At 35.5% G+C, this 26,419-nt stretch carries 24 protein-coding genes, 2 tRNA genes and 1 pseudogene; 4 read left to right on the forward strand and 23 right to left on the reverse strand.

Features of this window, described 5'->3' with window-relative positions:
• Positions 1 to 10: 10 nt before the first annotated feature.
• The 3 genes from clpX to D9782_RS18755 all read right to left on the reverse strand — a co-directional run bounded on the left by clpX (position 11) and on the right by D9782_RS18755 (position 4,085).
• Positions 11 to 1,291 carry an ATP-dependent protease ATP-binding subunit ClpX gene (gene clpX, locus D9782_RS18745; RefSeq protein WP_026681311.1) on the reverse strand — a complete coding sequence of 427 codons (1,281 nt, stop codon included), beginning with the start codon at positions 1,289 to 1,291 and terminating at the stop codon, positions 11 to 13.
• Positions 1,292 to 1,693: 402 nt separating this feature from the next.
• Positions 1,694 to 2,980 (reverse strand): trigger factor, encoded by a 1,287-nt coding sequence (gene tig / locus D9782_RS18750; RefSeq protein ID WP_121605443.1) that lies wholly within the window; start codon positions 2,978 to 2,980, stop codon positions 1,694 to 1,696.
• 124 nt (positions 2,981 to 3,104) lie between these two features.
• The gene (locus tag D9782_RS18755; RefSeq protein WP_026681313.1) at positions 3,105 to 4,085 is read right to left on the reverse strand and encodes a tetratricopeptide repeat protein; all 981 of its coding nucleotides are present in this window, start codon (positions 4,083 to 4,085) and stop codon (positions 3,105 to 3,107) included.
• A 581-nt stretch (positions 4,086 to 4,666) separates the two neighbouring features.
• Here D9782_RS18755 and D9782_RS18760 point away from each other — a divergent pair.
• Positions 4,667 to 5,011, forward strand: coding sequence for a hypothetical protein (locus tag D9782_RS18760; RefSeq protein ID WP_121605444.1), 345 nt, complete (start codon positions 4,667 to 4,669; stop codon positions 5,009 to 5,011).
• Positions 5,012 to 5,165: 154 nt separating this feature from the next.
• On the opposite strand, the gene D9782_RS18765 is transcribed toward D9782_RS18760, so the two are convergent.
• Together D9782_RS18765 and D9782_RS18770 are read right to left on the reverse strand one after the other, a co-directional pair.
• Entirely contained in the window at positions 5,166 to 5,642 is a 477-nt protein-coding gene (locus D9782_RS18765; RefSeq protein ID WP_121605445.1) for a DinB family protein, read from the reverse strand.
• Between the two features lie 110 nt (positions 5,643 to 5,752).
• Complete coding sequence (locus D9782_RS18770; RefSeq protein WP_121605446.1) at positions 5,753 to 6,028, reverse strand: hypothetical protein; 276 nt, start codon at positions 6,026 to 6,028, stop codon at positions 5,753 to 5,755.
• A 730-nt stretch (positions 6,029 to 6,758) separates the two neighbouring features.
• Here D9782_RS18770 and D9782_RS23655 point away from each other — a divergent pair.
• Positions 6,759 to 7,183, forward strand: a pseudogene (locus tag D9782_RS23655) (IS3 family transposase); the annotation flags it as partial.
• Positions 7,184 to 7,269: 86 nt separating this feature from the next.
• On the opposite strand, the gene D9782_RS18785 reads toward D9782_RS23655, so the two are convergent.
• The 11 genes from D9782_RS18785 to D9782_RS18835 all read right to left on the reverse strand — a co-directional run bounded on the left by D9782_RS18785 (position 7,270) and on the right by D9782_RS18835 (position 17,414).
• Positions 7,270 to 7,644, reverse strand: coding sequence for a helix-turn-helix domain-containing protein (locus D9782_RS18785; RefSeq protein WP_240455754.1), 375 nt, complete (start codon positions 7,642 to 7,644; stop codon positions 7,270 to 7,272).
• A gap of 1,757 nt (positions 7,645 to 9,401) precedes the next feature.
• The gene (locus D9782_RS18790; protein ID WP_121605448.1) at positions 9,402 to 10,217 is read right to left on the reverse strand and encodes a helix-turn-helix domain-containing protein; all 816 of its coding nucleotides are present in this window, start codon (positions 10,215 to 10,217) and stop codon (positions 9,402 to 9,404) included.
• Positions 10,218 to 10,423: 206 nt separating this feature from the next.
• Positions 10,424 to 10,497, reverse strand: a tRNA-Arg gene (locus D9782_RS18795).
• Positions 10,498 to 10,510: 13 nt separating this feature from the next.
• Positions 10,511 to 10,584 (reverse strand) — tRNA-Gly (locus tag D9782_RS18800).
• A 164-nt stretch (positions 10,585 to 10,748) separates the two neighbouring features.
• Positions 10,749 to 11,258: a metallophosphoesterase gene (locus D9782_RS18805; protein ID WP_026681372.1), complete on the reverse strand. Its 510-nt coding sequence runs from the start codon at positions 11,256 to 11,258 to the stop codon at positions 10,749 to 10,751.
• A 10-nt stretch (positions 11,259 to 11,268) separates the two neighbouring features.
• A complete protein-coding gene (locus D9782_RS18810; RefSeq protein WP_026681373.1) occupies positions 11,269 to 11,877 on the reverse strand; it encodes an XTP/dITP diphosphatase in 609 nt (202 codons plus the stop codon).
• Positions 11,874 to 12,641 (reverse strand): ribonuclease PH, encoded by a 768-nt coding sequence (gene rph, locus D9782_RS18815; protein ID WP_121605449.1) that lies wholly within the window; start codon positions 12,639 to 12,641, stop codon positions 11,874 to 11,876. The genes D9782_RS18810 and rph overlap by 4 nt, the downstream gene beginning before the upstream one ends.
• 480 nt (positions 12,642 to 13,121) lie before the next feature.
• The gene (locus D9782_RS18820) at positions 13,122 to 14,789 is read right to left on the reverse strand and encodes an IS1182 family transposase (RefSeq protein ID WP_121605450.1); all 1,668 of its coding nucleotides are present in this window, start codon (positions 14,787 to 14,789) and stop codon (positions 13,122 to 13,124) included.
• A gap of 154 nt (positions 14,790 to 14,943) precedes the next feature.
• Entirely contained in the window at positions 14,944 to 16,020 is a 1,077-nt protein-coding gene (locus D9782_RS18825; RefSeq protein ID WP_121605451.1) for a GerMN domain-containing protein, read from the reverse strand.
• Between the two features lie 92 nt (positions 16,021 to 16,112).
• Positions 16,113 to 16,937: a glutamate racemase gene (gene racE / locus D9782_RS18830; protein WP_026681376.1), complete on the reverse strand. Its 825-nt coding sequence runs from the start codon at positions 16,935 to 16,937 to the stop codon at positions 16,113 to 16,115.
• A gap of 24 nt (positions 16,938 to 16,961) precedes the next feature.
• Complete coding sequence (locus D9782_RS18835; RefSeq protein WP_026681377.1) at positions 16,962 to 17,414, reverse strand: MarR family winged helix-turn-helix transcriptional regulator; 453 nt, start codon at positions 17,412 to 17,414, stop codon at positions 16,962 to 16,964.
• Between the two features lie 306 nt (positions 17,415 to 17,720).
• On the opposite strand from D9782_RS18835, the gene D9782_RS18840 reads away from it, so the two are divergent.
• Positions 17,721 to 17,945 carry a helix-turn-helix domain-containing protein gene (locus D9782_RS18840; RefSeq protein ID WP_010651078.1) on the forward strand — a complete coding sequence of 75 codons (225 nt, stop codon included), beginning with the start codon at positions 17,721 to 17,723 and terminating at the stop codon, positions 17,943 to 17,945.
• 45 nt (positions 17,946 to 17,990) lie between these two features.
• On the opposite strand, the gene D9782_RS18845 is transcribed toward D9782_RS18840, so the two are convergent.
• The 4 genes from D9782_RS18845 to D9782_RS18860 form a co-directional block, all read right to left on the reverse strand.
• Complete coding sequence (locus D9782_RS18845) at positions 17,991 to 18,425, reverse strand: acyl-CoA thioesterase (RefSeq protein ID WP_026681378.1); 435 nt, start codon at positions 18,423 to 18,425, stop codon at positions 17,991 to 17,993.
• An 84-nt stretch (positions 18,426 to 18,509) separates the two neighbouring features.
• A complete protein-coding gene (gene sdhB / locus D9782_RS18850) occupies positions 18,510 to 19,274 on the reverse strand; it encodes a succinate dehydrogenase iron-sulfur subunit (protein ID WP_026681379.1) in 765 nt (254 codons plus the stop codon).
• Between the two features lie 2 nt (positions 19,275 to 19,276).
• The gene (gene sdhA / locus D9782_RS18855; RefSeq protein WP_121605452.1) at positions 19,277 to 21,040 is read right to left on the reverse strand and encodes a succinate dehydrogenase flavoprotein subunit; all 1,764 of its coding nucleotides are present in this window, start codon (positions 21,038 to 21,040) and stop codon (positions 19,277 to 19,279) included.
• A gap of 28 nt (positions 21,041 to 21,068) precedes the next feature.
• Complete coding sequence (locus D9782_RS18860) at positions 21,069 to 21,683, reverse strand: succinate dehydrogenase cytochrome b558 subunit (protein WP_026681381.1); 615 nt, start codon at positions 21,681 to 21,683, stop codon at positions 21,069 to 21,071.
• A 399-nt stretch (positions 21,684 to 22,082) separates the two neighbouring features.
• Between D9782_RS18860 and D9782_RS18865 the strand changes: the two genes are divergently transcribed.
• Complete coding sequence (locus D9782_RS18865; RefSeq protein WP_026681382.1) at positions 22,083 to 22,523, forward strand: YslB family protein; 441 nt, start codon at positions 22,083 to 22,085, stop codon at positions 22,521 to 22,523.
• A gap of 186 nt (positions 22,524 to 22,709) precedes the next feature.
• Here the strand turns inward: D9782_RS18865 and uvrC are convergent, their stop codons facing one another.
• The 3 genes from uvrC to D9782_RS18880 form a co-directional block, all read right to left on the reverse strand.
• Positions 22,710 to 24,524 carry an excinuclease ABC subunit UvrC gene (gene uvrC / locus D9782_RS18870; protein WP_026681383.1) on the reverse strand — a complete coding sequence of 605 codons (1,815 nt, stop codon included), beginning with the start codon at positions 24,522 to 24,524 and terminating at the stop codon, positions 22,710 to 22,712.
• 91 nt (positions 24,525 to 24,615) lie between these two features.
• Positions 24,616 to 24,930 (reverse strand): thioredoxin, encoded by a 315-nt coding sequence (trxA, locus tag D9782_RS18875; protein ID WP_026681384.1) that lies wholly within the window; start codon positions 24,928 to 24,930, stop codon positions 24,616 to 24,618.
• Positions 24,931 to 25,414: 484 nt separating this feature from the next.
• The gene (locus D9782_RS18880) at positions 25,415 to 26,404 is read right to left on the reverse strand and encodes an electron transfer flavoprotein subunit alpha/FixB family protein (RefSeq protein WP_026681385.1); all 990 of its coding nucleotides are present in this window, start codon (positions 26,402 to 26,404) and stop codon (positions 25,415 to 25,417) included.
• Between the last annotated feature and the right edge of the window lie 15 nt (positions 26,405 to 26,419).

Consider the following 26,419-nt stretch of genomic DNA (forward strand, 5'->3'; position numbering starts at 1 on the left):
ATGGTAGGTGTTATGCACTTTCTCGAGGATGCTTCTTATTACCTTCTGTAACCGTACCATCCCTATACACTAATTTAGGGCTTCCATTTTCATCTTGAACAGTTTGTTCAGTTATAATACATTTTTCTATATCTTCTCTTGATGGAAGATCAAACATCACATCGAGCATGATACCTTCAATGATAGAACGCAAGCCTCTGGCTCCTGTCTTTCTTTCGATTGCCTTTGCCGCAATTTCTTTTAATGCGTTTTCTTCAAATTCCAATTCAACATCGTCCATTTGGAATAGCTTCTCATATTGCTTTACGAGAGCATTTTTCGGCTTTGTCAATATTTCCACAAGCGCTTCTTCATCAAGCGGTGTTAAGCTGCCGATCACAGGAATTCTTCCAATGAATTCAGGAATTAATCCATATCGAAGTAAATCTTCTGGAAGAACTTTAGCAAGTAACTGTCCCATTTCAAGCTCCTGTTGTCTTTCGTTGGCACCAAAACCAATAACCTTTTCTCCTAATCGACGTTTCACTACTTGGTCGATACCATCAAACGCTCCACCTACAATAAATAATATATTGGTTGTGTCAATTTGGATAAATTCTTGGTGGGGGTGCTTTCTCCCTCCTTGTGGAGGTACACTCGCTACTGTCCCTTCCAGAATTTTTAATAGTGCTTGTTGAACACCTTCTCCAGAAACATCACGTGTAATTGATGGGTTTTCTGATTTTCGAGCAACTTTATCAATCTCATCAATATAAATGATACCTTTTTCGGCTTTCTCCACATCATAATCTGCTGCCTGAATTAGTTTAAGTAAAATGTTTTCCACATCTTCACCTACATAACCAGCTTCCGTTAAGGATGTAGCATCGGCCATTGCAAAAGGGACATTAATGATACGAGCTAATGTTTGTGCTAAAAGTGTTTTACCGCTTCCTGTTGGCCCAATCATCGCAATGTTACTTTTTGACAGTTCCACATCGTCTACTGTGCTTTTCGGTGTATTAATTCGCTTGTAGTGATTATAAACAGCCACAGATAAATTTTTCTTGGCTTTATCTTGACCAATTACATAATCATCTAATATTTCACAAATTTCTCTTGGCTTCGGGATTTCTTTAAGTTCTGTTTCTTCTTCCGTGCCCAATTCCTCTTCAACAATTTCAGTACAAAGCTCTATGCACTCATCACATATATAAACGCCCGGTCCAGCAACTAATTTACGAACTTGATCCTGGCTTTTACCGCAGAATGAACATTTCAATTGTCCTTTTTCTTCATTAAATTTAAACATCATTTTCACCCCTAAAAGTTTAAATCTACTCCTAAGCTTTTCTTCGTTAGGTTTCAACTTTATAGTCATCATATCAGATCAAAATTAAAATACAAAACAATAAACCTTTTTAAAAGGTTTTTGCTACCCATGTCATCCATTTTCTTCAATGATCTGACATAACCATCAATCATTTAATCATAAAGCTACATATTACCAAGCATCCCATATTTACTTGGAATTTTCAATTTAAAAGTCAGTACATACTATTTATACTATATGTTAGTTCTCTAAATAAAGTCGCTTAATTTATAATTCACCCAAATTCTTTGAGAGTAAATAATGGAAAACAAGGTGCGAACACATCGCACCTTGTTTTAGTATTTGCCTTATCCTACAGTATATAAACCTATCCAATCAAGATTAAACTGTTTTGCTTTGTTCTACAAGGAAATCAATCGCTTTTCTCATTTTCAAGTCACCCTCGATTGCATCCGTATTACCGCCAAGCATTTGCTTAAGTTGTTCTACTTCAGCACCATACATGGATGCCATTTTTTCAAGTTCTTCATTTACATCTTCTTCTGAAACTTCAAGATTTTCCTCATTCACAATAGCTTCTAGGGTAAGATTTGTTTTCACACGTTTCTCTGCGTCTTCTCTCATTTGTTCCTTCAGTGCAGCTTCATCTTGACCAGAGAATTGAGAATACATTTCTAGAGTCATACCCTGCATTTGCAGACGTTGTTCAAACTCTTTAACCATTTGGTCAAGCTCCGTATCAACCATTGCTTCTGGAATATCCATTGCTGCATTCTCACTAGCTTTTTCAATTAATGTTTCGCGTTTTTTGTTTTCTGCATCTTGTTTCTTTTGTTCTAAAAGCTGCTCTTTTTTCTTACTCTTCAACTCTTCTATTGTTTCAACTTCATCATCTAAATCTTTAGCAAACTCATCATCAAGTTCAGGTAATTCTTTATATTTTACTTCATGAATTTTCACGTTAAAGGTTGCTTCTTTACCAGCAAGCTCTTCGGCATGATAATCTTCTGGGAACGTTACGGTAACCTCTGTTTCGTCACCTGTTTCCTTTCCAATTAATTGCTCCTCAAATCCAGGAATAAATTGACCAGAGCCGATCTCTAAGGAATGACTTTCACCTTTTCCACCTTCAAAAGCTTCTCCATCAACAAAGCCTTCGAAATCAATAACAGCTGTATCGCCATCTTCAATTTTTCCTTCTTCTTTTATTACTAATTCTGCATGGTGTTGACGCTGATGCTCTAAATCATGATCAACATCTTCATCTGTAACCTCTACAGATTCTTCTTCCACTTCTAACCCTTTATAATCGCCAAGTTTCACTTCAGGCTTAACTGTTACTTTAGCAGTAAATACAAGTGGTTGACCTTTTTCAATAGTTTCAATGTCTACATCTGGTTGAGCTACTGGCTCAATGCCTGTTTCTTCAACTGCTTTCATATAAGCATCAGGAAGTACAATATCAACAGCATCTTGATATAATGATTCTACACCAAATCTTTTTTCAAAGAGTCCACGTGGAATTTTACCCTTACGGAATCCAGGAATTTGCACATCTTTGGACACTTTCTTAAAAGCTTTATCCAATGCTTTGTCAAATTCTTCAACACTTACTTCTATCGTAAGTACTCCTTCATTTCCTTCTTGTTTTTCCCATTTCGCTGACATAAAAATTCCCTCCAAAATCTATTGTGTCCTTCATTTTACACGTTCATTACTAGATAATGATCTAAAAATACAACCATCTTATTATAACATAATTGCATGTCCTTTCAAGCATTTAAAGTGATTCTTATTCCTCAATAATACTTGCATAAAGTGTTTCACACAGCTCAATTTCTTCTATATAATATTTTACTTTCTCATTGTCATCCTTAGAAGTCATTGTATGTATATTTAAATAGTCAGAACCTACCTGCTTTAATGCTTTTGCAATATATTCAGCATCTTCTTCTGGAGGAACTGACGGATATCTAACGTACATATAATGGTGTATTAATTTATAAAGCAATTCAAACATAGAAGGATTCGTTTGTTCAAGCTCACTTATAATAAGTAGAATTTGCTTCGTTACAGGAAGGCTATGTATTTTTCCAATATCACTTGGTTTAACCGTCATTTGTTTATCCCATTTATGTATCTCAACAGCATCCATATCATTTACTTCCTGTAACCACATAAAAATAGCTGACTTGATTACAGGATGGATATCCTTATTTAATAATAAACTGCGGATTCTTTTTGTCGGTTGTGTTTTCAGCTTACGTAAATCCTCAATGAGCTGCCACTGCCTTTTATAATCATCTGAGGAAATGGCTTGCGTTAGATCATCCAAATAAGCTGACGCGTGTTCTACATTTATATCCGCCTTCATTTTACTACTCATATCATATAGCTGTTGAAATTGTTCCTGCATGATAGGTGGAACTGCATTTGTAGCGAATTCAAAATCCACTTGTTCCATAAGTAGATCATACTGATTTGTTTGGAATAGAATGGTTAAGTAAATATGTAAATAATGATAATAATGTGCATCTTTTCGTTTTAACAATTCTTCACATATATCTTGTGCCTCTTGATGGCGACCAAGCTCCATCAAGCAAATAAGTTTACCACTTATGATTTCATAGCTATCTACTTGATAGCTTAATAATTTATCTAATTTCGATAGTGCTTCTGCATATTTCTTCTCTTTGAGAGCCGTTAAGCTTTCCTCTTCCAAAATTGTTCTCCATTTTGGAAAAAGAATGACGTTCTCAGGTAGCTGCTGCATCATCTTCCTCCTTTCTGCAGTTTTAGTATTTATATATAAGATACTAGATATACATTCCCTAAGCAAAGTAATTTAAAACCAAATTTATAAGCAAAGTAATTTCTTTATCAAAATTTATATATATTAAAATAAATCTATAAATATAAATTTATTAAGACGAAAAATTCCAATTTCATTGATCTCTTATTCTTTACCTTCGATTTAAATGAGAGGTACTGTTCGGTACTTACGAAAAAACTACTATGTCATCTCAATCTTAATTCCCTCTACGATGTGTTCCATTCATATTAACAACAGACTTTCAAGTTTACAATATAATTTTTTAAATTTTATATTGTATTTTATTGTTACTTATTTTATTGTTGTCATGTATTGTATGATAATTATATCGGATAATTACCTCTCAGTTTAAACGATACAATTTAGGCAGCTATTCTTTTCATACTGATTTTTTGCGATTCTAATTCTAGTATTTGCTTCAATGAGGCTCAATACATAACTCATTTAAAATAGATAATTTAACTTAAAATCTTGGCATCGATTTACTATTTAAAATCACAGGAACAGAAGGAGTATATAGGTTGAAAAAATTTGTAATCATAACGGCATTCTTTCTCTTCTTCTTATTACTTGTACATAATTACTATTCTAAACCCGGATATTTTGGTTTAATACATCTAGATAAGAAGGAAGATAAACAAGGACAATATATGGTCACATTTCATAAAGTTGGAGATACGGAAAAGGTAACATTAGACTTAAGTGACTCTAAGATATTAATTAGAAATGAAGAGGTTATACCAATCGCTGAAAGCTGGAAGGATATTAAGGAAGGCAATACGTATCATGTAAGCATGGAACAAAATAGGTTTCCATATAATAAAATTTTCGATACTCATACAATTGAAGTTTTCTATATGGATTGAGTAATGTAAGGTAGTTCTGTCCTCATCAAACTTAGAAATAAGTATAAGAACACTAAACCGTTATATACTATAAAAAAAGTAAAGCACCAAGCCTTAAGACTGGATGCTCTATCCATATCATTAATCCTTATACGCATATATTTAAAGAGTATTTTTATATGTAATAGTCTTTTTTCATTTTTCTCAAGTAAGCTATTTGCCCTATATGGTAAGCATTATGTGTAGCAGCGTTACTAATTAATCCCCACCACTCAGCTTCGACGGGAAAGCCTGTTACACCCATATGTAAACTATCTTCTGTAATTATGTCCTGCCAACGTAAAAGTACTTCCAATAACCGACCTTTAAGCAGCTTAAAACTATCATCCCTTTTTACAGAAAAACTTTTTGAATTATTGTCCAAGGACGTTACGGCATTAAAATTACGCTGTTCATATCTCTGTTGCCATACTTCATTCCAATAAATAAGGTGTTGCACAATCTCTGCTATACTATGACTTTGATCATCTGGCTTCCAAAATGCATCCTCTTCAGATAGATTCTCAACGGACTCCTCAAAAGTAACATACCAGCTTCGATCATTTGCATTTGCTAACAACTGATCTAAGAGAACTGTACTTGCTTGAACCATGTAAACACCATCCCTAACTATAAATATGAAAACCTAACCATTTAAGCTCTTTAATCATATTTACTTTCATTATAAATAGCATACACTCACTACAATAAGTATAATAGTCATTATTCCACTTGCTTCTTAAAAGTACCTACCAGAAGGAGAATGAGCCCTAATAGGAAAAATAACGGAAATAAGTACCATATAATCAATGCCGCCCAACCATTTTCAACAATCCTTGCATATGTCAATCCGATCGCAAAGGATAAAAATGGAGCCAGCACTGTCATAACCATGATTCCGAAGTAGATATATTTTCTTTTTATTGACTTACCTTTGCTAAGTAAATAAGTGGTAACCAAACTTAAAAGTGAAAGTAAATAGCCGAAGCCGATTGCCATAATGAAGCAAACTCTCTTGACTAAATTCAATCGATTGAAAAACTCATTCGGTCGATTAAATCATGTGAATTTTCCGAATATAAAATAAGCAGTATTATAAAATATTATCACGTTTTTACTACTTACGTTACATTATACTGTATTTTCACTCAACATCAAATACTTTTTACATAGAACACCAATAACATATAATGATTCAGCTATTTCAAAACTTAATCCTCCTATCGTCTTTTTTCTAGATATTACCATAAATAAGTGGACTTTGGACTCAATTTATAGAATAATTGAATTATATAAATTTGTTTTAAAGGGCGGTATTCAACATGGATTTTTTATTTACAGTGGGAGGCATTTTAGGTATAGGTTTTCTTATTTTATTACTAGCTTACATGAATGTTTTAAAGAGTGAAAACAAGAAAAAATAAGCCCCGACTATTTAGAATGTACCATACAGAGTAGACACTTTAAAAATACTACTCTATAGGGTACTTTTATGTTTAATGGGAAAACTAAAATGAGTAACAAATTATTTACAGAAAAAGAAATTAAGATACGTTCACGTTATCCATATGTTAAATCAGTTAGTGAGGAATTACTTATACAGATGAATTTAAGCGCATTTTCATTACAGAAAACAAATAAGAAAAGTTTCCGAGAGATATTTGTAGAGTATGGTTTTGATATAAGTATACTTGGAATAGATCGTATTAAATCTGCTGATAATAGATGGTCTTATTTATTTGATGGCAGTGGGAAGAAAGCATATTTATCCACCATTAAGGATGGATCAACAAATGAATTGCTGGTATATAACGTTTCTAGTAGCCTTGCATTAGAATGGCAGCAGATATAATCCGGAAATCAAAGGAAATTCCAAGAGTAAAATTAGCAAAAGACGCATTTATATCAAGGAAGGTATTACTAATGAAATATAAATTAGGACAATCTATGTCACGACGAGGAAACTGTTAGGATAACGCCCCTCAAGAATCGTTCTTTGGTGATTTTAATGATGAAGCTTATATAACACAGTGTGAAAATTCAGAAGAAGAAATAAAACAATACATGATTTATTACAATAACTATAGATATCAATGGGATCTTAAAAAGATGACTCCAGTGCTATACAGAAGTCATCTTTTGGATGTAGCATAGTCTTTTTTTTACATGTCCTTGACAAAGGGTACATGTCAAATTTTAGTAAGGACTTTTTATTTTTGAAAAAACAAGGATATGTATGGTTATTTAAATCGAATAGCCGATTTAATTGACTTTAATAAATCATCAAAAAACACCATGCATAAAATTCCAAGTATCATTAAATAGTCGGGTGAATTCTCAATAAATATGCTAATAAAGAGTATAATTATTCCTATATAAAAACCTGGATCAGATAATTTTTCAAAGTACTCTTCTTCATCAATTGTAATTTTGTCTTGTAGATCTTTATCCTCTCTAATTAATTCATCAAGCGTTACTTCAAATATATCACTGATTCGAATTAGATTAACAATGTCTGGATATCCTTTATTTGTTTCCCATTTATATACAGCTTGGCGAGATACATTTAATTGTTTTGCAAGGTTCTCTTGAGATAGACCGTTTTTTTCTCTCAAACTTTTTATTTTGTGTCCAAATGAAATGTCCACACTAATCCCTCCTTGAGAATAGATTACAATAAATTTATTTTTTGTGAAATAAACGTAAGGTTGCAAATGCCAACTAATAGTTTACATAGAGATATGTAGTAGTAACAACCCTTAATTTTAATGAGGGCTTTTCATTAATCAATTCCTAGAAAGAAGTTGATTAAATTTACTGAGTTAAAACAGCTAATACAGGATATTATTGTAATACCAATCAATGGCTATATAAGTTTATGAACAAGATAAAAAGCTTATTGCTTACAAATTGAAACAAAAAAGAAACTTCATACGAAGTATTATACGATATAAAAAGAGTTGGTAAAATAGTCTATAAGTGGCTCAGCCGTAGTCAATTTGGATTAATGGAATTCACACCGCAGGAGCTAAGGGAATCTACTAAGGACATCATGGAAATGTACGTAATTTCTGTATGTAAACTTTTTTCTGTAGCTAAAATCATCTCTTGTTCTATAAATACCCTTCTTTTATGTGGCTAATTAACTGCAATAACTTAGGAACTATTTTTTTGATATGATCTATTTCCAAATTTTCTACACCTCTTGGTATTAGCAAGACGATTTATATAGTCAGAAAGAACAGGTAAGCTATCAGATAAAAAATCAAATAATTCTTGCTTTCTATTTATTTCCACCAATGGAATTATGAAATTAGTTGATAAGTTAACGGATTAACTTTTAGGTGTTAATTTAACCCATAAGAAGTGGGTTCTTTTTTAATCATTAAACAGAACTAAAGTACGTATATAATAATAACAAATGTTCTTAAGGGTGGTCTTGTTATGAAAGGGTTACTTAATCGTTCTGAGGAAAATAAGCAAAAAATCAATATCTTTTAAATAGATAGCAATAACAACGTTACGGAGCGTTATATACGTGTTCTAGAAATACGCGAAAAAGAGTATATTGGCTTATTGTTTCTACCATAAAAAAATAAGACATTTAAGTAAAAAAATATCCTTTCAGCTGGACCAGTACAGAAGAAAGTGGCGCGTGACGGTTAATTATTTCATAATTAAACCTAATTTGTAAATTCTGATTAAACCAATTATAATATTGATACAGGAGAATAAAAGGAGTGTTATCTTGCATTTTTATTTATTTATGCTCATTTCGGTCGTTGGTTTAATTGCTATTCTCTCGTTATCAATAGCAGGGGTATTAAGATACTTTAGAAGATAATATTTATTAAGATACCTAAATTATTTAAAGCTCTTTTTTGCTGAAGGAGCTTTTTACTTTTCAAATACAATTAACTCAACCGTATATTCATAGCAACAATATACATATTTGTAATTTCATTCTAAAAAAATACAAAGAGGAATGTAGTAGATTACATCCCCTTTGCAAGTAACACAAGTGTGTTCTATTATTTATTTTTTACTATGAGTACTAATAGTACAGCTACTAAGTAAAATAAACTTAAGTGAACACTGATTACGTAAATAATATATTTTATATAATAATTTGTAGTCAGGGGAAAACTATCTTTTCCATACTCCATAATGTTTTCGACAACACTAGGTACAAATATTGATATTACTGCAATAAGTAATATCAAATATAAATATGCTTTGTTCTTTCTGATAACAAGTCATCCCCTCTCATAGTAGAAAGTTAATTTAAATATACACGAATTTTTTAATATAGGAAACACCGACAGGTTTATATGCAGTAACGGTACCAGCAAATACAAAAGGAGCAAATAAGTCATTTCCTGTTGGTATATATAGATTTGATGTCAGGAGGGGTGGAATCCATAAATTGATCTTGAAATCGTCCAAATTGATATAAAAGATTTTTAGGACAGTTTTTTCCACTCCAATGATTATGTGGAACCACATTTTCTATAGGGATAACAAATTCATTCATAAGAGATCTAATTAATGTAGCAGGGCTCATATCCATAACCACCACTTCTACTCTTTGCCCATGTTCTTTCAAATAAGTCTCTACCGTTTCCTTTTTCCTATCCGGCAATATCTCCAGGGGTTTCCGATCCACCGGATCGGCAATAATGGTTTGGTATTTTTCTCCGTCTGAATCTCCCTTATATTCATCAATGGCGATTACAGAAGGCAACTCTTTTGTTTCCTTCAAAAAACTAGATCCCACTTCATCAAACCTACGCATTACAGTAGTTGAGGAAATGTTAAATCGAGAGGCAACAGATTTAAAGTTTTTTCCATGAATTAGCTCCAATGCAATAGCTTGCTTTAGTTCTTTAGACTGCCGTTGATAGCGTTCTACTAATGAGTTATTCTCATAAAAACGTTTTTCACAATTCGGTTGTTCACATTTATAGCGACGCTTACGGTAAAAAATAAGTGTTTCTCTTACAAACAGTTTTGAATGCTGGATCTTTTGCGTACGGTAATCATGCACCTTTTTTGTAAGCACATTACATACTGGACAACGATGGGGCTTAGCATCCAGTTCCACATGGAGCTGAAAAACTCCACCATTTTCAACTGTTTTTTTAATACGAAAGGCTTCTAAACCTGGTAAAGACATGTTAAAATTCACTTACACGCAACTCCTTTTGTTTTTGTTTTGTGGGTAAAACAAGTCTAACAAAATTCGGAGTTTGCGTGTTTTTATTTAGCTGAATTTTCTCAGTACCCCAACATATATTTTAGAGCCCAAAAAAATAAGCCACCTAATCGTTAGTTGAGCGATTCAACCAACGGATTAGAAGGCTTATCTGACGGAGTTTCACCTCCGCTATTAGACGTCCCAGGAGAGATTCGAACTCCCGACCCACAGCTTAGAAGGCTGTTGCTCTATCCAGCTGAGCTACTGGGACATAAAAATATGTATGGAGCGGGTGAAGGGAATCGAACCCTCGTCATCAGCTTGGAAGGCTGAGGTTTTACCATTAAACTACACCCGCATATCATTACTATGTATGAAAAAACAATTGATTAATAGTTACTCCGTTTTTAACGGACAAGAATCATTATATAAACTTATACAGCTTTTGTCAATAGTTTCTAATAAATAATTTTAATTTCATCCATCCTTGGAGCAATGTCCAGGATGGATGCGTATTTTGTTTTATAATGTAAACTCATACTGCAGATTATGAACTAATTCACCTTCAGTTGTATAGTAACGTAATAAGATATTTTCTTTCTTTTCCCATTCCATTATAGCGTATGTTTTCTCTTTGCGAACCCGGGGCAATCGTATACTACCTGGGTTAATTAATAATTGATCTCCACGTTGTTCTGCCCCTGCGATATGTGTGTGGCCAAAGCATATAATTTGTGCTCCTAATTCCTCTGCACGGTATGATATATGCATGAGATTCGTTTTAACTTGATGTAAATGACCATGAACTATTAAAAAGGTTAAACCGCCTATAGTAAGTGTCTGTTCTTCTGGATAACGTATGTCATGATCGCAGTTTCCAATAACTGTATAAAATCCATCCATTTCGTTCTCATCCAAATCCAATTCAGAATCTCCACAATGAAATCGATAATCCACATTGTGACGTTGTTTAATCTTATCTAATTCTTCCGTTAATCCATGACTATCGCTTAATATAAGTACTTTTGTCATCGAATCCACCTTATTCCTTAATTAGTAATCCGTGTTGTGTCACTGTATCTTCTAGCTGAACAATTGCATTTCTACGATGACTAATTTGATTTTTTTTATCCGATGATAACTGTGCCATTGTTTGCTGATAACCTTTAGGTATAAAAATTGGATCATAACCAAAACCATTTTCACCATATTGGTTATCGGCAATTCTCCCCTCACAATACCCTGTATAAAAACGTGTTTTAGATCCTGGAGATGCAATAGCAAGAACGCAAACGAATCTAGCAGTACGTTTAGCTTCAGGAATACCACGTAATTCCGATAGCACTTTTTCCATATTTAATTGATCATCTTTATGTTCCCCGGCATACCTTGCAGAATAAACACCGGGTCTACCATCTAATGCATCAATCACTAAACCAGAATCATCTGCAAGTACAGGTAATGATAATATGGAAGCTATTTCTTCTGCTTTTAAGGCAGCATTTTCTTTAAATGTTTCACCTGTTTCTTCTACATCTGGAAGGTCTTCTAAGTCATTTAAAGAAAGTGCCTTTAAGTTATAGGGCTTAAAAAACTCCTTAAACTCATTAGCCTTCCCTTTATTTTTCGTAGCAATGATGATTTGCTTCATTTGCTTTCTCCTTTTGCTGTAACAATTTCTCCAATTCTATTGGTGATATCTCCAAGTACTTCACGCTGCTTCATAATAATTGTCTGTATTCCCTGTTCAGCTAATTGCAGCAGTTCATTTAACTGTTTCATACTAAATGTCGCTTCTTCTCCTGTCCCTTGAATTTCTACAAATTCACCGGTACCTGTCATAACTATATTCATATCGACATGAGCTTTGGAATCTTCCTCATAGTTTAAATCTAATATCTCCATGCCATCTGGCAATACCCCCACAGATATTGCGGCAAGAAAATCAGTAATTGGCATTTTGGATAAGACTTTCCGACGAAGTAAACTTTCGAAGGCTAACACTACAGCCACAAATGCACCAGTAATGGAAGCAGTTCTTGTTCCACCATCCGCCTGAATGACATCACAGTCCACCCATACAGTCCGTTCTCCAATGCTGTCTAAATCAACAACAGAGCGTAAAGCTCTACCAATTAAGCGTTGTATTTCCATTGTTCTACCACTAACTTTTCCTTTTGAAGATTCTCTTATATTCCTCTGTTCGGTTGCTCTTGGTAACATTGCATATTCAGCAGTTATCCATCCCTTACCTTGACCGCGCATAAACGGAGGAACTCTGTCTTCTATACTTGCATTACATATTACTTTAGTATTCCCTACTTGAATTAACACGGAACCCTCTGGATGCTGTAGAAAATTCGGTGTGATTGTAACAGGACGTAAGCTGTTACGATTACGTTGATCAGTTCTCATCATAACTCCTCCTTAGTTCAACCATTAGCTTAACATATTTTTTGTTAAAAGCACTATTGAAATACACATAAATTACAGAAGGAAACAAGTGTCACTTGGGATTCTCATATCCAATCTAATAGCAGTAAGATGTGTATATTAGAAATACGGACAATAAGCTACTTACAATCTCACCTGGTATATGATAAACTATTGTCACTCGACATAAGTAGATCTCCTCTCGTTATTCGAAATTGGTTTGGTGGCCAGTTTCTTTATAACGTTTGGAGATTTTTTATTACATTCCTTGTTTTCACATAGCCTGTGGTTTTACATGCACTAAAAAGAAACGTAGCGACTGGAGCGAGTCAATAGAGATAAAGGAATCACGGTCCGACGATGACTTATCGCAGGGCGATTCGTGAGGTCGCCTAGTTTCTGGGCAAACTGGAGCTGGACGCGGCTCAACACGCGCCTATTTATCCACATGGATTTCCTAGACTATAAAAAAGAGGCTGGGACATAACTAGCCCTTATGAAGTTAAAAAAGATTCCAGTTATCAAAAAATGATAGCTGGAATCTTTTTTGTTATAATTTAGGCTTGTATTTTGCCTGAAGGCGGTGTACTTTCTTAAATTCACCGCCATAAAGGCGAATCCTAATTCATTTTCCACTTTCGATTTGCCTCTCACTGACATACGAGTGAAACGCAAATTAGCCTTCAAAAATCCGAAGACAGGTTCTACATCTATTTTACGTTTTCCATAGATTTCTCCCGTTTCTTCTTTTGAAAGCTGCTCTCTTATATATGCTTTTTGCTGTTCCCAATGGGCATTATAGAAAATCTTACGATTTCCTTTTGCTTTGGTACAATGAACGCGTAATGGACATCCCGAACAATCTTCACATTCATAGACACGAAAGGTTCGTTTAAATCCGGCTTTATCTGTTCGATTCGATAGATATTGAAAAGGTACCTTCTTTCCGTTTGGGCAAGTAAAGAAGTCGCTGTCTGAATCATAGTCCCAGTTTGACACATAAAAAGGATTTTCTTTATATTTCTTTTTCTTTTCCATCCGATAGGAATTATACGTAATGAGTGGAGTTCTATTTCGATGTAATACCTCACTATAATTTTGTTCACTACCATAACCGGCGTCAGCGACAATATACTTGGGTAACTTGAAGTACCTTTCTTCAATATTCTTGAGGAAAGGAATAAACGTGCGAGTATCCGTAGGATTTGGAAATACATCATAAGCTAATGTGTACTGGCCTTCGGTCGCAATTTGTACATTATAACCCGCCTTAAGTTGGCCATTTTTCATATAGTCATCTTTCATTCTCATAAAAGTGGCATCATGATCCGTCTTAGAATAACTATTGCGGTTGCCAAAGATCTCCATATCATTTTGATATTTCTGTTTACGAATTACATAGTCTTGGAATTGTTTACGGTATTGCTTGGGTTCTTTTCGCATAGAACGGAGTTGTTTGCGATCTTTTGCTTTTTCACTTTCCTCGATTTCTTGATCGTATTTCTTCACTTTTTCATCTAGTTTTTTTACTACTTCATTGAGTTCTTCCGTTGAAATTTCATCAGAACTTTCTCTTTCTATTTCGGGGATAATTTCTTTTTCCAGTAGCTCCTCATACATTTGATTCGACTTCTCTACTAAATCGGAGCTGTATTTTTCAATGGATTTTTTCCATACAAAAGTGAACTTATTGGCATTCGCTTCTAATTTCGTGCCGTCAATAAAAATGGCCTCTTCTTCAATTGCCTTCTCTTCAACAAGTTGACAGCGAAATAGGACAAAACATTGGCGTAGTAACTCTTTTACTTCGGGATGAACACGGAATCGATTGATGGTACGATAGCTCGGCTCATAACCCTGTGCTAGCCACATCATCCGTACACTATCTTTAAGTAAGCCTTCTATTTTTCTGCCAGAAAAAACAGTTTGGGTATAGGCACATAAGATAATCTTCATCATCATTCGAGGATGGTATGCAGGACAACCTGTTTCGCGCAAAAATCCCACAAATGATTCTTCTGGGATATGTTCTACAATATGGTTAACCGCATAGGCGATATCATTTTCTTGTAATTTCATTTCAAAATCTAAAGGCAAAACGACTTGATTCATGGTATAATGTTTAAACATAAGGGATACCTCCGGTTCTGTTTGGGTGTGATTACTTTAACTTTACCAGAAGGTATCCCTTTTGCGTACATAAATCTCAAAAAAAGTGGTACTTACCAAATTATTGGCGAGTACCACTTTTTATTTTACTGGGTTTTGTCCCAGCCCCTTTTAGCTATAACTTCTCTGTCGGTATAAACTGCTGTTTCGTTACTGGTTCCGTATAAGCCTCACCATTTTCATTGACTAGTTCCTCTACACTTTCCACGTTAACCTGAACAGCTTCCACCCCCTGTACATTTGTCAACGTTCGAACTAGCGTTTCCATTACCTCATCAGCGATTACGGATTTATCCTGTTCTTTAAGTATAGATTCATTAAAATGTAGTTGTAAAACTCCATCTTTTAATGAAGGTTTACTCGTCAATGCAGCTGAATCATTAAAGACTTGCTTTACATTTGATTGAATTCCTGGACCCTTCAGTAAGTTCTTAACGATAGCACTGAACTCATCTACTTCCTCAGATGGTTCTACATACTGTGTCACAGGAATGTAGTATCGATTTTCATCATGCTCCGTTGGATAGTACATTGTGACCGTTTTACTTTGCATGAAGTCAGAAACCCCAGTATCACTTACATTAATTCCATTTTCCCTGGAATACCCTTCACCAATTGGTGTTCCATTAACTGGCATCTCTTTTAATGCCATTCCATCCATTTGTAATTGAACTTCCTCTACATTCTCAAATTGCGTTAAGGTATATGTTACGGCTTCTAGAACTTTTGTTTCATCCTTCGCTTCATAGTTTGCAAATTCTTTCGAAAAGTTAACTACCATTGTGCCATCTTCCTGCAAATTAATGCCTAGAACTTCAGTTCCTTCTGGTAGAACTGCTTGAAATCCGTTAGGAAGTAACTGGGAAATCGGTCCACCCTTTACTAAATATTCTAAAACCTGTGTAGCTACTTTATTCGATTCAGGAGTTGGTAATTCCAATGTTTGAGACGCTACCATTCCATTTGCATCAATTAAATACAGATCACGTGCTATTGTCTCTGAGACGTTGTCTTCATCCTCACTCTGTTCATTAGCTTTTGCATCTGAATCTTCCAGATTATCAACGGGCTCTGCATTTTGTGGAGGATCGATCATTTCCTCCTCCAAGGACTGCTCACCTTGAAAACACCCGGATAATATAATGGACATTGTTACTGTACCCGCAATCAAAAAAATTCCGCGCTTCTGCATATCTTTCCCTCCTACGATGGTTTGTACTATTATATATACGAGCCCACTGCGAAAATAGACCAAGCAAAAATAAAAAAACAGGATTCTTAGCTTTAAGAATCCTGTAATTGATGGAGATATGCTTTTTCAATCGTTACCATTTGCAAGTAAGGCTCTTTAAAGATACTTTTGGATATTTCAATAAAAATTTCTAAGTCACCAGTGGTATAAAATTGGTGAACCGGATAAATATCATCTTTATTAAACAGTTGATGTACATCCAATATCGTACTCGTTTCCCTTGCCGTCTCCTCACTTGATGAGATAATTGTTATATGTTGTCCAATAACAGATTGGATAGTATCTTTAATTAACGGATAGTGCGTACATCCTAAGATCAACGTATCCATATTACTGTATTGTAATAATGGAGCTAACGTATCTTCAACAACTTCTATTGCCTGACTTCCTTCAAGTATCCCTTGTTCAACCATAGGTACGAACATGGGGCATGCTAGCGCATTAACCTCTAACTCGCTTTTAATATTTCTAAGTGCATTCGTATAAGCATGACTTCTAACAGTACCTTCTGTTCCAATAACACCAATATGATTATTTCTTGTAAATTTAATTGCTGCTCTTGCTCCAGGTTGAATAACACCAATTACCGGGATATCTAGTTCCTCTTTTAATGATTTTAATGTAAATGCAGTGGCCGTGTTACATGCGACAACAAGCATTTTTATATTTTTTTCCAGTAGAAAATCGACCATTTCCCACGTGAATTGCTTTACTTCTTCTTTTGATCTTGGTCCATAGGGACATCTAGCAGTATCACCTAAATAAATCAGCTTTTCTTTCGGTAGCTGCCTCATTAGTTCATGTGCTACGGTTAATCCCCCTACCCCAGAGTCAATGACCCCAATTGCCTGCTTCAACCATATCGCCTCTTCTTTGAAGTTTTATTTATCATCTATACTTATCATTTGCTCATGCAAGTATGAAAGTAATTCATGTAAGTCTTCCACTTGTTCTTCTGAAAAATTTTCAAGTACGTTGCCAAGATACTGCTGTCTCTTTTCAATCACCTCATGGATAATTGTTTTTCCTTTTTCAAGAACGTGAATACGTACTACTCTTCTGTCTTTAGCATCTCGTACTCTTTCAACAAGGTTATTATTTTCCATTCTATCTACTAAATCAGTTGTCGTGCTAAAAGCTAGACTAATCCGATTGGATAGTTCTCCGATCGTTAAATCCCCTTCCTCCAATAGCCATTGCAATGCAATGAACTGCGGAGAAGTAATTGGATAATTATTTAATATTTGTCGTCCCTTTTGTTTTATGATTCCTGAAATGTAGCGCATTCTTTTTTCAATCTTATTTATTGTATCTGTTGTTGCGTTTGATTTCAACATGTAACCTCCTAGAATTACTTCCCGTATATGACTATTTTACATAACGTACTGCAGTCCCGTAAAGTGATATTCATTTACAACCAAATAGGAAATAGTGCTACATTCATCCTATTCAAATCACGTGTATATTGATCGTTATTTTATTATAAGACATTCTGATTCCTATATTAAAATTTCTTTTAAATAAATCAATTACTACCACGACAAATGTACGCACCGTTTCCTTGATCCAACATAAGCTATAGTGACTAAATAATTTCCCTTCAATCTGCAGCTCTATTGACAGCAAGGAGGGGTTAACATTTGAAGGACAACGAGTATAAACCGAAGCAATTATTAACAAAACGTGAAAAAGAGGTTTTCGAGCTGTTAGTACAAGATAAAACAACAAAAGAAATTGCCCAGGAATTATTCATATCAGAAAAAACTGTCCGCAACCACATTTCAAATGCTATGCAAAAGCTAGGAGTTAAGGGGCGTTCACAGGCTGTAGTAGAGCTCCTTCGCATGGGGGAATTGAAGCTCTAATCAAATCGGCTTTCCTTATTGGAAAGCCGATTTAGGTTTGAGCATTTAATTTTTCACAAGCAATTCCTTCATTTCCTCTGGTAAAGAAACAGTTTCCCCCGTTTTTGGATTAATATATACTAATCTTCCCCGTCCTGTTAAGGCTATTTCTCCTTTCTCATTAAGAACCATATAATGCAGATCTAATGAGGTATTCCCGACATGGTTTGCTTTAACATAGACGTCAAAGGATTCATCAAAATACATTTGTTGTAAATAATCGCATTGTAAATCAGAAACAACAGGAATGGCTTCTGATTCTTTAATAAACATTCCCTTTGATTTTAAGAATTCAATTCTTGCTTCTTCAAAATAGATAAATGGTGATGTATTATTCACATGCCCAAATAAATCCGTCTCCGAAAAACGAACCTTAATCGGTATTGAGAAAGAAAACGTAGAACGCCAATGATCCATGTCTTCTATGTAAGCAATTCGCATCTCCCTTACCCCTTTCCATTTGTTAAACTTGTAAAAATGACCCCAGCCAATCTTGGCAGGGGCCATTTTATTTAACATTCATCATTAATGTGCATTGTCACTTCCAAAGAAGTTTTTAAATGCTTGAATATTTGTCGCACGGTTCATTGCTGCAATTGATGTTGTAAGCGGAATACCCTTCGGACATACTTGCACACAGTTTTGTGAGTTCCCGCAACCGTCAATTCCGCCATCTTCCATTAAACCGTTTAATCGTTCACTTGCATTCATTTCTCCAGTTGGATGAGCATTAAACAAGCGAGCTTGAGACAATGCTGCTGGACCAATGAAGTTAGATTTATCGTTTACATTCGGACAGGCTTCTAAACAAACACCACAACTCATACATTTAGATAATTCATAAGCCCATTGCCGCTTCTTCTCAGGCATCCTTGGTCCTGGTCCCAAATCATGTGTTCCGTCAATTGGAATCCAAGCTTTTACTTGTTTTAATGCATCAAACATACGTTCACGGTCAACGATTAGATCACGAACTACCGGAAACGTAGACATCGGTTCCAAACGGATAGGCTGCTCCAATTGATCTACTAGTGCGGCACATGACTGTCTAGCTGTTCCATTAATCACCATAGAACAAGCACCACATACTTCTTCTAAACAGTTCATATCCCATTGTACTGGTGATGTTTTCTTCCCATCAGCAGTAACTGGATTTTGACGAATTTCCATTAATCCAGAAATAACGTTCATATTTTTTTTGTAAGGAATGTTAAATGTTTCCTTATAAGGAGCAGAATCAGGGCCGGCTTGTCGAGTTATGATAAAAGTAACTGTCTTTTGTTCAGCCATTCTTACTTACTCCCTTCGCTTTTCTTTGTGTAATCACGTTTACGTGGTTTAATTAATGACACATCGACTTCTTCATACGTAATCTGAGGTGACTCAGTTTCTTTATCAAATTGAGCAATTGTCGTTTTTAACCATTCCTCATCATTTCGATCAGGGAATTCTGGTTTATAGTGGGCTCCACGACTTTCGTTACGGTTATATGCTCCTTGTGTAATAACTCGTGCTAAATGAAGCATATTTTTCAACTGACGAGTAAACATAACGCCTTGGTTGCTCCAACGCGATGTATCATTAATATTTATATTTTCCCACCGCTTAAGCAGTTCTTGAATTTTCTCATCTGTTTTTAATAACTTCTCATTGTCACGAACAACGGTAACATTATCTGTCATCCATTCACCAAGCTCTTTGTGAATTTGATAGGCATTTTCTTCCCCATCCATCTTCATTAGCTTTTCAAAGTCTTCTGTTGCCGCTTTGACATTAGACTCAAATAGTTCAGGCGATAAATCATCAACATGTTTATCTAACCCTTCAACGTATTTAATTGCATTCGGACCAGCAACTGAACCACCAAAAATGGCAGATAGTAAGGAGTTAGCCCCTAAACGGTTACCGCCGTGTTGTGAATAATCACATTCTCCAGCTGCAAATATTCCTGGAATGTTTGTCATCTGGTCATAATCTACCCATAGACCACCCATTGAATAATGAACTGCTGGGAATATCTTCATTGGAACTTTACGAGGGTCTTCACCGACAAATTTCTCATATATCTCAATAATACCGCCAAGCTTAATATCAAGTTCTTTCGGATCCTTATGGGATAAATCCAAATAAACCATATTTTCCCCGTTAATTCCTAGTTTTTGATTTACACAAACATCAAAAATTTCTCGGGTCGCAATATCACGTGGTACGAGGTTTCCGTAAGCTGGATATTTCTCCTCAAGAAAATACCAAGGCTCACCGTCTTTATACGTCCAAACTCGTCCACCCTCACCACGAGCAGATTCACTCATTAAACGTAATTTGTCATCTCCAGGAATGGCTGTTGGGTGAATTTGAATAAATTCACCATTTGCATATTTTGCTCCTTGTTGATACAAAATACTAGCAGCTGAACCTGTGTTAATAACGGAGTTCGTGGACTTACCAAAGATAATTCCAGGACCTCCAGTTGCGAATATCGTCGCATCAGATGGGAAGGCCTTAATTTCATGTGACTTAATGTCTTGCGCTACAATCCCTCTTCCAACACCTTCTTCATCAATGACGGCATGAACGAACTCCCAATTTTCATATTTCGTTACAAGTCCTTCTACTTCATAGCGACGAACCTGCTCATCTAGCGCATACAATAATTGCTGTCCTGTAGTTGCCCCTGCATATGCTGTACGATGGTGCTGTGTTCCACCAAAACGTCGGAAATCTAGCAATCCTTCTGGCGTCCGGTTAAACATAACACCCATTCTATCTAGCATATGGATAATGCTTGGCGCTGCATCACACATCGCTTTAACAGGTGGTTGGTTCGCAAGAAAGTCACCACCATATACAGTATCATCAAAATGGATATAAGGAGAATCCCCTTCTCCCTTCGTATTTACTGCACCATTAATACCGCCTTGGGCACATACAGAGTGAGAGCGCTTTACAGGTACAATGGAGAATAAATCAACATTGACTCCTGCTTCGGCCGCTTTTGTAGTTGCCATTAATCCAGCCAACCCTCCACCGACGATGGCTATTTTTCGATTACTCATAATAGATGCTCACTCCCTTGTTCTTTAGTTAAACTCCGTATGCAAATGTAATTAACGTTCTTACACCAACATAGCTCAATGCTAAAAACACTACGACCGTTGCATATGTAGCAATTTTTTGCGACTTCGGTGATTGCGTAATACCCCATGTCACGAAGAAGCTCCAAAGTCCGTTTGCGAAATGGAAAACAGTTGCTATTAATCCAATAATGTAGAACCAGAACATGAATGGGCTAGAAAGTATTCCTTCCATTAAGCTATAATCTGCTCCCTGAGAACCAATCTGAATTCTTGTTTCCCAAACGTGCCATACAATGTAGACAAAGGTAATAATTCCTGTTACACGTTGTAAGACGAACATCCAATTTCGGAAAAAACCATAGTTTTTCGTATTGCTTCGTGCTACAAATACAATATAAACCCCTAGAATAGCATGAAACAAGATAGGCAGGTAAATGACTACGAATTCCAATAAGAGTCGAAATGGTAAACCGTGCATAAAGTCTGCTGCCTTGTTAAAGTTTTCTTCACCATACACAGCAAAATGATTCACCACTAAGTGCTGAACCAAAAATATTCCAATTGGAATTACGCCTAGTAACGAGTGTAATCTTCTAGTTAGAAATTCACGATGCTCTGCCAATGTGTTACCCCCCTTTAGTTTAATCAATGTTAGTTTCATTTTTATCACATCACATCAACCTAATTAGAAAAGCTTGGCGCATTGCCAAGACTGATGGTGAAAAGTCTATGTTTAGATATACTTTTCTTTACTGTTTCACAGCGTGTAAAATAATAAAAATTGATGAGGTTGATAATGTACAATTTGTGACATGTTTATTGTACTTCTATCTCCATAAAGCGTCAAGAAAACGGTACCTAAAAATGAAGAATTATGTATATCCATAATATGAACTAAAAACTGAATCAATTTCCTTTGTATACTTGCGAAATCGGTACAATATATAGATAATAATAGTAGTAGCTATGAAGTACATAATTCGTTAGTCTTTTAAGCTATGATTTAGAGAGGATGACATTCATGACAAACAAAACTGACACAACGATTACCGTTTCCCAGATGGAAGAATTACATACGGCAGGTGCCGGTTATGATATTCTACGCTACGTAGGTTTACCAGAATTATTAGGAAGAGAATCTCATACTCTCTTATATTTCATGGGAAGAAAACTAGCACGGAAGTTTGAATTAAGTACAATGGGAGATATTTTCATTATTTTTGAAAATTTAGGTTGGGGACAATTGGAACTAGTTAAAAACAAAAAGAAAGAAATGGTGTTTCAGTTAATGTCGGATTCAATTGTTCAACGATTAAAGGCACCATTTGAAGCTGACTTTCGATTAGAGGCTGGCTTTTTAGCCGAAGCATTGCAAATGACAGAAAACTGTGATTGTGAATGTGTCGAATCCGTTCATTCACGCATTCACCAGGTAGAATTTACAGCTGTGCTAAGCAGATAGTAAAAGAGGTTGTCTCAAGAGTCTATTTTTTGAGAGGTCTTTCTATGTTTGTAAATAACGAATGTTTATACTTCGGAATATAGCGTTTGTCAACATGGCAAATAGTAGCAGCAAAGGGCCGAACAGATTTAAAATTCTAGTTCGGCTTTTGCTTTAGCTAAGATATATGCTTGCTCCAGACGCAAATTATGTTTTAGGACGATTTTGGGACAATTCTTCTTCATTTTCTGGGCTATTTAAATAAGTAATGATTTCATTTGCTGTATTCTTTGGTATGCCTAGCTTAGTAAATTCCTTTATCTCTGCCTTTTTAATTTCAGTAATCGATTTAAAATGCGTTAAGAGCAGCTTTCTCCTTTTTTCACCAATACCTGGGATTTTATCTAATTCTGACTGAAACACATTTTTCCCACGTAACTGTCTATGAAAAGAGATAGCAAAACGATGTACTTCTTCCTGTACTCTCTGAACAAGATAAAATTCCTGTGATTTCCTATCCAATGGTACGACAACTGGTGGTACACCGTATAATAATTCACTGGTTTTATGCTTATCATCCTTTGCTAAACCGCATAAAGGAATATCAAGTCCAAGTTCATTTTCGAGAACGTCTAGTGCCGCGCTCATTTGACCTTTCCCTCCATCAACGATGATCAGGTCTGGTAATGGTAGGTTTTCTTTCAAGACCCTCGTATATCTTCGACGGATAACCTCTCGCATCGTTTCATAGTCATCTGGCCCCTCAACATCTCGAATCTTATATTTTCTATATTCTTTCTTATTTGGTTTTCCATCAATGAAAACAACCATGGCAGATACTGGATCTGTACCTTGTATATTGGAATTATCGAATGCTTCTATTCGATGGGGTGTTTCAATATTTAGTCGTTCGCCTAAATGCTCTACTGCAACAATTGTCCGTTCTTCATCCCTTTCGATGATCGAAAATTTTTCCTTCAACGAAATTTTTGCATTCTCAGTAGCGAGTTCAACTAACTCTTTTTTTCGCCCCCGATAGGGTGTATGAACATCAATATCCAAAAGATCCTTCAGTAAGTCTACATTTGTGCCCAATGGTACAAGAACTTGTTTTGGCTTCGGATGATTCTGATGTAGATAGAACCTACCAATATAGCTAATAAATGTTTCCTCTGCCTCGTCAAAGAAAGGAAATACGGCAACATCACGTTCTATTAATTTCCCCTGCCTAATAAAGAATACTTGAATACACATCCACCCTTTATCAAAGCTATAACCAAATATATCCCGATCAGTCTGGTCATTCATGGTCATCTTCTGTTGCTCCATGACAGATTCAATATGTTGTATTTGGTCCCTCAATTCCTTAGCTCTCTCAAAATTTAACTGTTCACTTGCCTCATACATTTTCTGTGATAAATCACGTTTAATGGATGTATAACCGCCGTGTAAAAAGGAGGATACATTCTGAACAATCTCATCATATGCCTCTTTCGTCGGTGGTGTTTCACTACATGCAAAACATTGATCCATATGATAATAAAGACATGGGCGCCCCGGTGGATTATTACACTTTCTAAGCGGATAAAGTCGATCAAGTAATTTTTTGGTTTCTCTAGCAGCGATGACATTTGGGTAAGGTCCAAAATATTTCCCTTTATCTTTTTTAACTTTTCTTGTTATGAGCAAGCGTGGATGCCGTTCAGAAGTTATCTTTAGATATGGGTACGATTTATCATCCTTTAGCATGACATTGTATTTCGGATCGTATTTTTTTATTAAATTCATTTCTAAAATGAGTGCTTCGATTTCCGATGATGTTACAATATATTCAAAGCTTTCAATCTCTTGAACCAACCGCTGCGTCTTACGATCATTTGCTCCAGTAAAGTAGGAGCGAACCCTATTTTTTAAAAGCTTCGATTTGCCGACATATATCACCGTTTCATGCTTATCCTTCATAATGTAGCACCCTGGTTTAGCTGGGAGCACTGCAAGCTTTTCTTTAATTAACTGATTCATAAGTTCATCCAATCCCTTTAGAAAATCCCTTGTTACATCTGCAACAAGGGATTTATCAATTTCATACATTCTATTTATTAGTATACAATGTTTAGGCGTGTTTGTTAATTAAATCTACTAGAGCTTCTTTTGGTTGAAAACCGATAACTTGGTCAACAACATTTCCATCTTTAAATAGTAATAAAGTTGGTATGCTCATTACACCATATTTACCAGCAGTTTCTTGGTTTTCATCTACATCTAATTTAACAATTTGTACTTTGTCTTCCATTTCTCCATCAATTTCTTCAAGTACTGGTGCAATCATTTTACAAGGGCCACACCAAGGCGCCCAAAAATCTACTAGTACTAAACCCTCAGCAGTTTCTTTAGAAAAGTTTTGATCAGTTACATTTATAATCGCCATTATATTACTCCTCCTAATATGAAGCTTAATTCTTACGTTGAGTATATCATCGTTAGTATAACCTTACTAATAATTTGCTTATGCGTATATGAGTTATAAAAATTTCTTTTATTGCTGTTATTTAAAGCATTCACCTCACTGCCTTAAACTGCTGATATTAGTTGAGAAGCTACATGACCTAACTTCGTTTTTTCTTGCCCGCGGGAAGCGTCCTAACCATACTCATAACTTATAGCTAGTTTGATTACTCGGACAAGCAGCGAATGATATGTACATCTTCTTGCAACCTGAAATAGCAAAACATAACGAAGCCAATGATCCGTATGGTTTTTTCATTATTATTCTCACAACTCATCAAGCAATAAAAACACGAGCAGTGTCTAAATAAGATCGGTTAACCTGTCTTTTCGCATTATAAAAATAACTGCCGAGAATGACTACTCGACAGCTTAAAATATAACTATTACCATAGGTTTCATTAAAATTAGCTATTCGTTATTCCTTCTTGTAGCTTTTTCACTTCTTCAATTAATAATGGTATTACTTCAAATAAATCTCCAACAATGCCGTAGTCAGCTACATTGAAGATATTTGCTTCAGGGTCCTTATTAATAGCAACGATTACTTTAGAATTCGACATCCCCGCTAGATGTTGAATAGCCCCTGATATACCTACAGCAATGTATAGATCTGGTGTTACAACTTTACCAGTCTGCCCTATTTGCAATGAATAATCACAATACTCTGCATCACAAGCCCCGCGTGAAGCTCCTACCGCTCCACCTAATACTTCTGCCAATTCATAAAGTGGTTTAAATCCATCCTCACTCTTAACACCACGTCCACCTGCAACGATTACATTAGCTTCTGATAAATCAACACCTTCTGATGCTTTTCTTACCACATCTTTAATAACCGTGCGAATATCTGTAATGTCTAAATTCTTTGGCGTGATTTCTCCCGAACGTGCTTCATCCCGATTTAATGCAGGTATATTGTTTGGACGAATCGTAAAGAACGTGATACCATCCGTAATTATTTTCTTCTCAAATGCCTTACCTGAATATATTGGTCGAACGAACTGAATTTTATCCCCTTCAACCTCAATATCTACCGCATCAGAAATTAATCCTGTTTCTAATTTACTGGCAATTTTCGGGGTTAAATCCTTACCGATGGATGTGTGTCCCATTACAATACTTTTTGGCGACTCTTCATGAATAACAGCTAAAACCGCTTGCCCAAATCCTTCAGATGTATAGGCTGTTAAGCTATCATGAGAGATCGTTACGACACGATCAGCACCATAATAAATCATCTCTTTTCCTAGTTCCTCTAACTCACCAGACCCACAAATAACGCCGACTAATTCTGCTTCAGCATCTACCTTTTTTGCAGCTGCAATAGCTTCATAAGATACATTCCGTAATGAACCGTCTTTTGTTTCCCCAATTACTACTATTTTTTCACTCACGTAACTTTCTCCTCT

Source organism: Virgibacillus sp. Bac332 (assembly GCF_003667785.1).
Taxonomy (GTDB): domain Bacteria; phylum Bacillota; class Bacilli; order Bacillales; family Amphibacillaceae; genus Virgibacillus; species Virgibacillus salarius.